Source organism: Enterobacter sp. CM29, assembly GCF_013179605.1.
GTDB classification, from domain to species: Bacteria; Pseudomonadota; Gammaproteobacteria; order Enterobacterales; family Enterobacteriaceae; genus Enterobacter; species Enterobacter intestinihominis.
On the sequence record NZ_JABMCU010000140.1, the window covers coordinates 1 to 11,877 of the forward strand.

The 11,877-nt window shown below is 52.3% G+C and carries 13 protein-coding genes; 12 read left to right on the forward strand and 1 reads right to left on the reverse strand.

Annotation, left to right across the window (positions count from 1 at the left end; all coding sequences use genetic code 11):
• The 12 genes from msrQ to HP459_RS16295 form a co-directional block, all read left to right on the forward strand.
• On the forward strand, positions 1-552 hold a 552-nt coding region (msrQ, locus tag HP459_RS16240; protein ID WP_253939647.1), incomplete at its 5' end, for a protein-methionine-sulfoxide reductase heme-binding subunit MsrQ.
• A 234-nt stretch (positions 553-786) separates the two neighbouring features.
• Positions 787-1,239: a type II 3-dehydroquinate dehydratase gene (gene aroQ / locus HP459_RS16245; RefSeq protein ID WP_022649568.1), complete on the forward strand. Its 453-nt coding sequence runs from the start codon at positions 787-789 to the stop codon at positions 1,237-1,239.
• 21 nt (positions 1,240-1,260) lie between these two features.
• Entirely contained in the window at positions 1,261-1,722 is a 462-nt protein-coding gene (gene accB, locus HP459_RS16250) for an acetyl-CoA carboxylase biotin carboxyl carrier protein (protein ID WP_010436174.1), read from the forward strand.
• A 10-nt stretch (positions 1,723-1,732) separates the two neighbouring features.
• Positions 1,733-3,082 (forward strand): acetyl-CoA carboxylase biotin carboxylase subunit, encoded by a 1,350-nt coding sequence (gene accC / locus HP459_RS16255; protein WP_003860388.1) that lies wholly within the window; start codon positions 1,733-1,735, stop codon positions 3,080-3,082.
• A gap of 108 nt (positions 3,083-3,190) precedes the next feature.
• The gene (locus HP459_RS16260; protein WP_022649569.1) at positions 3,191-3,433 is read left to right on the forward strand and encodes a YhdT family protein; all 243 of its coding nucleotides are present in this window, start codon (positions 3,191-3,193) and stop codon (positions 3,431-3,433) included.
• A complete protein-coding gene (panF, locus tag HP459_RS16265) occupies positions 3,423-4,874 on the forward strand; it encodes a sodium/pantothenate symporter (RefSeq protein WP_022649570.1) in 1,452 nt (483 codons plus the stop codon). Before HP459_RS16260 ends, panF begins: the two co-directional genes overlap by 11 nt.
• A gap of 11 nt (positions 4,875-4,885) precedes the next feature.
• A complete protein-coding gene (gene prmA, locus HP459_RS16270) occupies positions 4,886-5,767 on the forward strand; it encodes a 50S ribosomal protein L11 methyltransferase (RefSeq protein WP_022649571.1) in 882 nt (293 codons plus the stop codon).
• A gap of 137 nt (positions 5,768-5,904) precedes the next feature.
• Positions 5,905-6,645: a carbonic anhydrase gene (locus HP459_RS16275; protein WP_171936487.1), complete on the forward strand. Its 741-nt coding sequence runs from the start codon at positions 5,905-5,907 to the stop codon at positions 6,643-6,645.
• Positions 6,646-6,974: 329 nt separating this feature from the next.
• Entirely contained in the window at positions 6,975-7,940 is a 966-nt protein-coding gene (gene dusB, locus HP459_RS16280; protein ID WP_006812176.1) for a tRNA dihydrouridine synthase DusB, read from the forward strand.
• 23 nt (positions 7,941-7,963) lie between these two features.
• Positions 7,964-8,260 (forward strand): DNA-binding transcriptional regulator Fis, encoded by a 297-nt coding sequence (gene fis, locus HP459_RS16285; RefSeq protein ID WP_000462905.1) that lies wholly within the window; start codon positions 7,964-7,966, stop codon positions 8,258-8,260.
• Between the two features lie 178 nt (positions 8,261-8,438).
• Positions 8,439-8,603 (forward strand): DUF2556 family protein, encoded by a 165-nt coding sequence (locus HP459_RS16290; RefSeq protein ID WP_003860373.1) that lies wholly within the window; start codon positions 8,439-8,441, stop codon positions 8,601-8,603.
• Between the two features lie 139 nt (positions 8,604-8,742).
• The gene (locus tag HP459_RS16295; RefSeq protein WP_171936488.1) at positions 8,743-10,869 is read left to right on the forward strand and encodes a bifunctional diguanylate cyclase/phosphodiesterase; all 2,127 of its coding nucleotides are present in this window, start codon (positions 8,743-8,745) and stop codon (positions 10,867-10,869) included.
• Here the strand turns inward: HP459_RS16295 and envR are convergent.
• Entirely contained in the window at positions 10,822-11,469 is a 648-nt protein-coding gene (gene envR, locus HP459_RS16300; RefSeq protein WP_022649574.1) for an acrEF/envCD operon transcriptional regulator, read from the reverse strand. The genes HP459_RS16295 and envR overlap by 48 nt on opposite strands.
• Positions 11,470-11,877 lie beyond the last annotated feature (408 nt).

Sequence of the window (11,877 nt, forward strand, 5' to 3'; positions counted from 1 at the left end):
TTAGCCGGATTGCTCCCCTTTATCTGGCTCTTTTGGGCAGCCAGCCAGGGACAGTTCAGTGCCGATCCGGCTAAAGATATTCAGCATTTTACGGGTCGGATGGCTCTGAAATTTTTGCTGGCGACCTTGCTCGTCTCACCGCTTGCGCGCTACGCTAAACAGCCATTGCTAATACGTACCCGTCGGCTTTTGGGGCTATGGTGTTTTGCCTGGGCGACGCTGCATCTCACCAGTTACGCCCTGCTGGAACTGGGCATTAACAACCTGGCACTCCTTGGCAGCGAACTGGTTACGCGTCCTTATTTGACGCTGGGTATCGTAAGCTGGCTGGTTTTACTGGCGCTGACGCTGACATCCACGCAGTACGCGCAGCGAAAAATGGGACGGCGCTGGCAACTGCTGCACAACTTCGTCTATCTTGTCGCGATCCTTGCGCCCATCCATTACCTGTGGTCGGTGAAGATATTATCTCCTCAGCCGGTCATCTACACCCTGCTGGCATTGGCCCTTTTAGCATGGCGTTACAAGAAGTTCCGCCAGTGGGTACGATAGTCCACGAAACTGTGCGTTTTCCCGCAGATTATTTATCAGCCGCGAATCTTTTTCGGATAGCGGTTGATAATCTTCCCTGATAAGACCAGTATTTAGCTGCCAAATGCTACGAAATCGTTATAATGTGCGACTTCGGTTTTCAGGACAGGGGTTTTTGGCCTCTGAAAGGGTGACAATTGCGTGTTGACGGTATATGTTGTTTTTTACCCGAAAATCGCAGGAGATAGCGGCACAATGGCTGACAAATTCCAAATTTTAGTATTGAACGGACCGAACCTGAACATGCTCGGCACCCGTGAGCCAGAGAAGTACGGCACGCTGACATTGAGCGAAATTGTTAACCGTCTGGGTACGGAAGCAGCCTCGCTGAATGTGGATTTGGACCATTTTCAGTCAAACGCGGAGTACGCAATCATCGACCGTATTCATCAGGCTAAAGACACTGTGGACTATATCCTGATCAATCCGGCCGCGTTTACGCACACCAGTGTTGCTATACGCGACGCACTGCTCGCGGTGAGTATCCCGTTTATCGAGATCCATCTGAGTAACGTGCACGCCCGAGAGCCGTTCCGCCACCATTCCTACTTGTCAGATATCGCCGCTGGCGTGATATGTGGGCTGGGTGCAGACGGCTATTCATACGCTTTACAGACAGCGGTAAAACGCTTGTCACAATCACACTAAACAAGAGTACGGAACCCACTCATGGATATTCGTAAGATTAAAAAACTGATCGAGCTGGTTGAAGAATCAGGCATCTCCGAACTGGAAATTTCTGAAGGCGAAGAGTCTGTACGCATCAGCCGTGCAGCCCCAGCCGCTAGCTTCCCGGTAATGCAGCAAGCTTATGCTGCGCCAGTGCAGCAGCCTGCGCTCTCCGCAGCCGTTGCACCAGCAGCAGAAGCCGCACCTGCAGCAGCTGCAGAAATCAGTGGTCACATCGTACGTTCCCCAATGGTTGGTACTTTCTACCGCACCCCGAGCCCGGACGCGAAAGCGTTCATCGAAGTGGGTCAGAAAGTCAACGTAGGCGATACCCTGTGCATCGTTGAAGCCATGAAAATGATGAACCAGATCGAAGCAGACAAATCAGGTACTGTGAAAGCGATTCTGGTCGAAAGTGGTCAGCCGGTAGAATTTGACGAGCCGCTGGTCGTCATCGAGTAACGAGGCGAACATGCTGGATAAAATTGTTATCGCCAACCGTGGCGAGATTGCACTGCGTATTCTTCGTGCCTGTAAAGAACTGGGCATCAAGACCGTGGCCGTGCACTCAAGCGCGGATCGCGATTTAAAACACGTATTGCTGGCGGATGAGACGGTCTGTATCGGTCCGGCTCCGTCCGTAAAAAGCTATCTGAACATCCCGGCGATCATCAGCGCCGCCGAAATCACTGGCGCGGTCGCGATTCACCCGGGTTATGGTTTCCTCTCTGAGAACGCCAACTTTGCTGAGCAGGTTGAACGCTCTGGCTTTATCTTCATTGGCCCGAAAGCCGACACCATTCGCCTGATGGGTGACAAAGTGTCTGCCATCACCGCGATGAAAAAAGCCGGCGTGCCAACCGTACCGGGCTCTGACGGCCCGCTGACCGACGATATGGATGCTAACCGCGCCCATGCTAAACGCATTGGCTACCCGGTTATCATCAAGGCGTCTGGCGGCGGCGGCGGTCGCGGTATGCGCGTTGTACGCAGCGATGCTGAACTGGCGCAGTCCATCTCCATGACCAAAGCGGAAGCGAAAGCGGCTTTCAGCAATGACATGGTGTACATGGAAAAATACCTGGAAAACCCACGCCACATCGAAATTCAGGTGCTGGCTGACGGTCAGGGCAACGCGATCTATCTGGCTGAACGTGACTGCTCCATGCAGCGTCGTCACCAGAAAGTCGTCGAAGAAGCGCCAGCGCCGGGCATTACGCCGGAACTGCGTCGCTACATCGGTGAGCGTTGCGCCAAAGCGTGTGTCGATATCGGCTATCGCGGGGCGGGTACCTTTGAGTTCCTGTTCGAAAACGGCGAGTTCTACTTCATTGAGATGAACACCCGTATTCAGGTTGAACACCCGGTTACCGAAATGATCACCGGCGTTGACCTGATCAAAGAACAGCTGCGTATCGCAGCTGGTCAGCCGCTGTCCATCAAACAGGAAGAAGTTGTGGTTAAAGGCCATGCGGTAGAGTGCCGTATCAACGCCGAAGACCCGAACACCTTCCTGCCAAGCCCGGGTAAAATCACGCGTTTCCACGCGCCGGGTGGCTTTGGTGTGCGCTGGGAGTCCCATATTTACGCCGGTTACACCGTACCGCCGTATTATGACTCAATGATCGGTAAGCTGATCTGCTACGGCGAAAACCGTGACGTGGCCATTGCCCGCATGAAGAACGCCCTTCAGGAGCTGATCATCGACGGGATCAAAACCAACGTAGATCTCCAGATGCGCATCATGAGCGACGAGCACTTCCAGAATGGTGGTACTAACATCCACTACCTGGAGAAAAAACTCGGTCTGAACGAGAAGTAAGAGACCAGTGTTGTTAAAAGGCCGGATTATCCGGCCTTTTTTATTTCTGGGGATCGCAAAGCCCCATCATGTACAATCCCCGCTTTCTTCATCCACAAGGGACAAAAAATGGACAAACGTTTTGTTCAGGCCCATAAAGAAGCGCGCTGGGCGCTGTGGCTGACCCTTCTCTATCTCGCTGCATGGTTAGTAACTGCTTACTTACCTGATTCAGCGATTGGCATTACCGGCCTCCCGCACTGGTTTGAAATGGCCTGCCTGCTGCTGCCGCTGGTGTTTATTGTGCTGTGCTGGGCGATGGTGAAATTCATCTATCGCGATATCTCCCTGGAGGACGATGATGCAGCTTGAAGTCATTCTGCCGCTTGTCGCTTACCTGTTCCTGGTGTTTGGCCTGTCGGTTTATGCGATGCGTAAACGTTCGACCGGCACCTTTCTGAACGAGTATTTCCTCGGGAGCCGCTCAATGGGTGGCGTCGTGCTGGCCATGACGCTGACCGCTACTTACATCAGCGCCAGCTCGTTTATCGGTGGCCCGGGCGCCGCTTATAAGTACGGACTGGGCTGGGTACTGCTGGCCATGATCCAGCTGCCTGCCATCTGGCTCTCTCTGGGCATACTGGGTAAAAAGTTTGCCATTCTGGCCCGTCGCTACAATGCCGTGACGCTGAACGATATGCTGTTTGCCCGCTATCAGAGTCGCTTGCTGGTATGGCTGGCAAGCCTGAGTCTGCTGGTGGCGTTTATTGGTGCGATGACGGTGCAGTTTATCGGCGGCGCACGTCTGCTGGAAACGGCAGCCGGGATCCCCTACGAGACGGGTCTGGTCATTTTCGGTGTGAGTATCGCGCTGTACACCGCGTTTGGCGGGTTCCGTGCCAGCGTTCTGAACGACACGATGCAGGGAATGGTGATGCTCATTGGCACTCTCGTTCTGCTGGTGGGTATCGTGCATGCCGCAGGGGGCCTGAGCCATGCGGTTGAAACCCTGGAAGCGATCGATCCGAAACTGGTCTCGCCGCAGGGGGCGGATGACATCCTCTCTCCAACCTTTATGACCTCGTTCTGGGTGCTGGTGTGCTTTGGCGTGATTGGCCTGCCGCATACCGCCGTGCGCTGCATCTCATATAAAGACAGCAAAGCGGTACACCGCGGGATTATTATCGGGACAATTGTGGTGGCAATCCTGATGTTTGGTATGCACCTGGCGGGCGCGCTGGGACGCGCGGTGATCCCTGACCTTACCGTACCGGATCTGGTCATTCCAACCCTGATGGTGAAAGTACTTCCGCCGTTTGCCGCCGGAATTTTCCTCGCCGCACCCATGGCGGCCATTATGTCGACCATCAACGCTCAGTTGCTGCAAAGTTCCGCTACGATCATTAAAGATCTCTATCTGAATTTGCGCCCTGAACAGGTCGAAAATGAGCGACGCCTCAAGCGCATGTCGGCGGTGATTACCCTGGTGCTGGGGGCGTTGCTGCTGCTGGCCGCGTGGCGTCCACCGGAGATGATCATCTGGTTGAACCTGCTCGCCTTTGGCGGGCTGGAAGCCGTTTTCCTGTGGCCGCTGGTGCTGGGGCTGTACTGGGAACGCGCGAATGCCGCGGGTGCATTAAGCGGCATGATTGTCGGGGGCGTCCTGTATGCCGTTCTCGCCACGTTGAAAATTCAGTATCTTGGCTTTCACCCGATCGTGCCTTCGTTACTGTTAAGTTTACTGGCGTTTGTGGTGGGTAACCGTTTTGGCCGTCCCGTTCCACCCGCCACCCTGATTTCTACTGATAAATAAAGAGTTTTGCCATGCCGTGGATCCAATTGAAACTGAACACAACCGGCGCGAACGCCGAAGAACTGAGTGATGCGCTGATGGAGGCCGGTTCGGTCTCTATCACGTTCCAGGACACGCATGACACGCCGGTCTTTGAGCCGCTACCAGGCGAAACGCGCCTGTGGGGTGATACGGACGTTATCGGCCTGTTCGATGCAGAAACCGACATGAAAGAGGTCGTGGCGATTCTGGAAAACCATCCGCTGCTGGGCGCGGGTTTCGCGCATAAAATCGAACAGCTGGAAGACAAAGACTGGGAACGCGAGTGGATGGACAACTTCCATCCGATGCAGTTTGGTCAGCGTCTGTGGATCTGCCCAAGCTGGCGCGACGTTCCCGATGAAAATGCGGTCAACGTAATGCTGGATCCGGGTCTGGCGTTCGGCACCGGTACCCACCCGACAACCTCCCTGTGCCTGCAATGGCTGGATGGCCTGGATCTGGAAGGCAAAACCGTGATCGACTTCGGTTGCGGATCCGGGATCCTCGCTATCGCGGCGCTGAAACTGGGCGCGGCAAAAGCCATCGGGATCGACATCGATCCGCAGGCGATTCAGGCCAGCCGTGATAACGCCGAGCGTAATGGCGTTTCCGATCGCCTTGAACTGTATCTGCCCGATGCACAGCCAGAGGCCATGAAAGCCGATGTGGTGGTCGCGAATATCCTGGCTGGCCCGTTACGCGAGCTGGCGCCGTTAATCAGCGTGCTGCCGGTTGAAGGCGGTCTGCTGGGCCTGTCCGGTATCCTTGCCAGCCAGGCAGACAGCGTCTGTGAAGCCTACGCCGATCTCTTTGCGCTCGACCCGGTTGTCGAGAAAGAAGAGTGGTGTCGCATCACCGGTCGTAAAAAATAAGCCTTTGGCGTGGTCGTCTGACCACGCCTTTTCCCTTCGGCTTTTTCTCCCCCCTTCATCCTTTCTTCGATAAAATAACCGCACAAATCATAATGTTAATCATTGATTTGGATAATAAAATTCACAGGAAGAATACGATGAAACACATTTCAGGCAAGGCAGCGCTGCTGGCGCTGAGCGTGATTTCGGCTTCAACTTACGCCTCACACTGGAGCTATCAAGGAGAAGGCGCACCGGAACACTGGGGCGCACTGGACGAGGCGTACAAGACGTGTAAAAGCGGGATGTATCAGTCGCCGGTTAACATTGATAATACGGTCAAAGCTCACATCTCTCCGCTGGAAACGCACTATATCGACGGCCCGGTCACCCTGACAAACAACGGCCATACTATCCAGGCGAGTGAAAATGCCGATACACGCGACAGCATCACGCTTGATAAACAGACCTGGACATTACAGCAGTTCCATTTCCATGCGCCATCCGAAAACACGGTGCACGGTAAAAAATACGCAATGGAAATGCATCTGGTCCATAAAAACGCTGACGGCGAACTGACGGTCGTTGCCGTTATGTTCGATCAGGGCGCGGCAAACGCTGCACTGGATAAACTCTGGGGCGTGATGCCAGGGCAGGTTGACCAGAACGTTACAATTAAGCCAACCCTCAATATGAATAAATTACTGCCTGCGGATAAAACCTACTGGCGTTTTAGCGGCTCCCTGACCACACCACCGTGCTCAGAAGGGGTGACATGGTTGGTGCTCAAGCATCCGCTGACCGTCTCTGCTGAACAGCTGCAAAAATTCACTCACACTATGCACCACGAAAACAGCCGCCCGGTTCAGCCGCTTCATGGCCGTCTGGTTGTTGAATAAGCCGATTTTTTGCGCTGATATCCTGTGCTGAAATGCGACGCAGATCGCAAAGAAGCGCCATAATCTGCTGCATATCGCAGCAGATTATCCCGGCCAATTGATTCATTTATTCAGAAATGATGAGAAGTTACGGGAAATTGTAAGCGCCCACAAAATGTTCATTTCTTCATAACACAATGATTTAAATAGCGAATAATCTTATCCGAAAAGAATGACTGGCGATTCCTTGATCTACAACAGAGGATTGTTCAAAGTTTGGCCTTTCATCTCGTGCAAAAAATGCGTAATATACGCCGCCTTGCAGTCACAGTATGGTCATTTCTTAACTCATGCGCATCGGACACCACCAGCTTAGAAATCGCCTGATCGCAGCCCCAATGGCAGGTATTACCGACCGGCCGTTCAGGACGCTGTGCTACGAGATGGGAGCAGGATTAACCGTTTCCGAGATGATGTCGTCTAACCCGCAGGTTTGGGAAAGCGACAAGTCCCGCCTTCGGATGGTGCACGTGGATGAGCCAGGTATCCGCACCGTGCAAATTGCCGGAAGCGTGCCTGAAGAGATGGCAGATGCCGCGCGTATTAACGTGGAAAGTGGCGCCCAGATTATTGATATCAATATGGGTTGCCCGGCCAAAAAGGTGAATCGCAAGCTTGCAGGTTCAGCCCTTCTGCAATACCCCGACCAGGTGAAGTCAATCCTGACGGCGGTTGTCAGCGCAGTGGACGTTCCTGTTACGTTGAAGATTCGCACGGGTTGGTCGCCGGAACACCGTAACTGTGTAGAGATTGCCCAACTGGCCGAAGACTGTGGCATTCAGGCCCTGACCATTCATGGACGCACTCGCGCCTGTTTGTTCAACGGTGAAGCTGAATACGACAGCATTCGGGCAGTTAAGCAGAAAGTTTCCATTCCGATTATCGCGAATGGCGACATAACTGACCCGCTTAAAGCCAGAGCTGTGCTCGACTATACGGGAGCTGATGCTCTGATGATAGGACGTGCCGCTCAGGGAAGACCCTGGATCTTTCGGGAAATCCAGCATTATCTGGACACTGGGGAGCTGCTTGCCCCGCTGCCTCTGGCAGAGGTTAAGCGCTTGCTTTGTTCGCATGTTCGGGAACTGCATGACCACTACGGCCAGGCAAAAGGGTACCGAATTGCGCGTAAACACGTATCCTGGTATCTCCAGGAGCACGCTCCAAATGACCAGTTTCGGCGCACATTCAACGCCATTGAGGATGCCAGCGAACAGCTGGAGGCGTTGGAGGCATACTTCGAAAATCTTGCGTAATGAAATAAAGAGCTGACAGAACTATGTTCGAACAACGCGTAAATTCTGACGTACTGACCGTTTCTACCGTTAACTCTCAGGATCAGGTGACTCAAAAGCCCCTGCGTGACTCGGTTAAACAGGCACTGAAGAACTATTTTGCTCAACTGAACGGTCAGGATGTTAATGACCTGTATGAGCTGGTACTGGCTGAAGTTGAACAGCCACTGTTGGACATGGTGATGCAATACACCCGTGGTAATCAAACCCGCGCTGCCCTGATGATGGGCATCAACCGTGGTACCCTGCGTAAGAAATTGAAAAAATACGGCATGAACTGATACTAATCAGTTAAATGCTTGTTTAAAAAGGCGCTCTTCGGCATGGGGAAGCGCCTTTTTTATTGCCCGGATGAGCGACCGTCAACGCTTTGTAAACCTTCTCCTTCCCCACTTTTCAACGCCCGCTTTTCGTGTATATTTCCACCACCTTACAGGCTCTCTTTTCGCGGAATGACACATGATTCGTAAATACTGGTGGCTGGTCGTTTTTGCTGTCTCTGTTTTCATTTTCGATGCGCTGCTGATGCAGTGGATTGAACTGATGAGCACCGAAACCGATAAATGTCGCAATATGAATTCCGTGAACCCGCTAAAACTGGTCAACTGCTCAGAGCTGGACTAGCCTCTTCCATCCTGTACCCCTCTGTTATCACCCAATAAAAACAGGGGCTTAAATCACTTTTCGTCATTTCCTGACGATGATAATGTCTGTGCCCTTTCCAACCGCTCTTGCTTAACGTCTCACAACGAGTGAACAGACCATGCTGGTTAGCCAATACAACCAAATCCTCGTCGTCATCTCCTTTATTGTCGCCATTCTTGCCGCCTATACCGCGCTGAATATGGCTGCGCGCGTTGCCGGAAGCCAGGGCGTCGCTGCACGCGTCTGGCTGGCAGGTGGCGGAGTTTCGATGGGGATTGGCGTGTGGGCGATGCATTTCATCGGTATGCTGGCGATGGATCTTTCCATGAGCATGAGTTACAACGCGACCCTGACCGTGCTTTCGATGATTATCGCCATCAGCTCGTCAATGTTCGCCCTGTGGCTCGTTAGCGGCGAGCAGCTACATTTGCGCCGACTGCTGCCTGGCGCCGTCGTGATGGGTGCAGGCATAGTTACCATGCACTACACCGGTATGGCTGCCCTGGAGGTCACTCCGGGTATTGTCTGGGATAAAACGTGGATGGCTATCTCTGTGGGCATAGCCCTTGCCGCTTCACTGGCCGCTCTTTGGCTGACGTTCCGTTTACGTCAGGAAGCTGCAAGAATGGCGTTGATGCGGCTGGGGGCGGCGGTCACCATGGGCATCGCTATCGCTGGCATGCATTACGCCGGCATGGAAGCAGCACAATTTCCAATGTCGACGATGGTCCACCATCATGGTATTAACGGGAGCTGGCTGGCGATACTGGTTAGCGTGGTCGCGCTCGCTATTCTGGGGATTACGCTGCTGGTGTCGATGTTCGATGCCCGCCTTCAGGCTCGTACCTCGCTGCTGGCCTCATCACTGGCAGAAGCTAACCGTGAACTCGCACAGCTGGCGTTGCATGATACGCTGACGCGCTTACCCAATCGTATTCTGCTTGAGGATCGCCTCGATCAGGCCATCAGCAAGGCCGATCGCGAAGGAAGCCCTTTCGCGCTGATGTTTATGGATCTTGATGGCTTTAAAACCGTCAACGATGCCTATGGTCATGATGTCGGTGACAATCTTCTGGTTGCGGTGACTCAGCGTTTGCTGTTGCAGTTGAAAGGTCAGTACACGCTGGCGCGTATCGGTGGGGATGAATTCGTCCTGCTGGCAGAAACCACTACCCCGGATGATGCTGCCTCACTGGCAAATTCACTGGTACGCGTCATTGATAGCCCGTTCCATCTCGATCCTTACGAACTGATGGTCACCCTGAGCATTGGCATTGCGCTCTATCCACACGATGGCAAAACCGATCGTGAACTGATGTTTAACGCTGATGCTGCGATGTACCACACGAAACATATGGGTCGTAACGGTTATCACTTCTTTCAGCCGTCAATGAATACGCTGGCGCAGACGCATCTTCAGCTGATGAATGATCTGTGGCAGGCCATCGACCGTAATGAGTTACGTCTGCTTTATCAACCTAAATTCCACGCCCCTGCCGGGCCGGTCATCGGATTCGAAGCGCTGTTACGCTGGCAGCATCCCAAACAGGGATTACTGCCCCCCGACCTGTTTCTACCGCTTGCAGAGAAAACCGGGCTGATTATTCCAATTGGAAACTGGGTAATCGACGAGGCCTGCCGCCAGCTGCGAGAATGGCACCTTCAGGGCCACACGGACTGGTCAATGGCGGTGAATCTTTCTACGTTGCAGTTCGAACAGCCGTCGCTGGTTAAAACGGTTCTCGATTGTCTGACGCGCCATAGCGTACCGCCCGGCATGTTGATCCTGGAGGTGACCGAAACCACGGCGATGAGCAATCCGGACGAAAGCGTTCGTGTCCTGACAGCGCTGACGGATGCGGGCGTAAAAGCCTCGATAGACGATTTTGGTACAGGTTATTCAAGCCTTCTTTATCTTAAGCGACTCCCTGCCTGCGAGTTGAAAATCGATCGTGCTTTTGTAAAAGAGTTAAGTGGAGAGAGTGAAGATGCGACGATCGTCTCGGCGATTATCGCCCTGGCAAAAACGCTGAATCTGAAGGTCGTGGCAGAAGGGGTCGAAACCGCAGCGCAGCAGACCTTTCTGACAGAACTGGGATGCAATACGCTACAGGGTTATCTGCTGGGCAAACCGATTACCGCGCAGGCTATTATGGAACAGTGCCAGCACGGGGAGATGTCTCCATCCCGTATGCAATCAAGAGGCTGTATCGTAGAACACTGGCGCCACTCGAGTGATATTTAGTGTCGCAAGAATATTATCCACCAGCGCCGGCGCCTGTTTGTACAGATTAAAACTGTTGCTATCCATTAACCAGTTTTTAATGACTCCGCTAAAAAATGCGTGAAAAACAATCAGCGCCAGTTCAATATTAGTTTGGGAAGAAATAATGCTACGCGCAACGCATTGTCTCAACGTCCTGCGAAGATAAGTATCGTTTAAACCGATCCGCTTGCGTATTTCACATTCTGAAATCACATCGTCATGAAATTCACACTTATGATACAGAATTTGTAAAAGAGCATACTGACGTGGCTCGCTCGCAATATATTGCAGCGCGACAATAAACTGTTCACGAAGCATTAACAAAGGGTCATCTTTTTCAGAAAGTATTAACCTGTCACGAATCATTTCACGCAGCGGCAATTGCTGTTCCCAGATGGCGTTAAATATTTCCGCTTTACTCGAAAAATGCCAGTAAACCGCCCCGCGAGTAAGTTGAGCAGCATCGGCGATGTCGGTAAGCGTGGTATTAGCCACGCCACGTGTCGCGAATAGCCCGATAGCGGCTTCAATCAGCTGCTGCCGGGTCTTTTGAGCCTCTTCTTTCTTTTTACGCGCCATAGCCTGCTACTCATTACTTATACGGTTGATACGACATCAAACGTTATTAAAGGGTCGTGTAAGTCAAAGTATTCACCATAACCCGTTTTAGTTTTGCACAAAAAAAGTCAATTCATTTAATTTATAATTCATACGAATAAATTGAGCGAATCAAATTCATTAAATAAATAGTTTGTATTTACTCATAAGTATTCCGTTGATTATCCTGACAGAAGCCGGATTTCGAATACACTGGTTCAGAATCTGATTTTGCTTTTTATTGCCTCCATCAGCACTTATAAATTAAAAAACCTTGAATACCCTCATTATTATACGCAGCTACATTTCTTTTTTTGCCTCACACCCTTTCACCGACTTATGGCATATATCGGTTCAAGGGTAGTTTAAGGAACAGTAATGACGAATCAC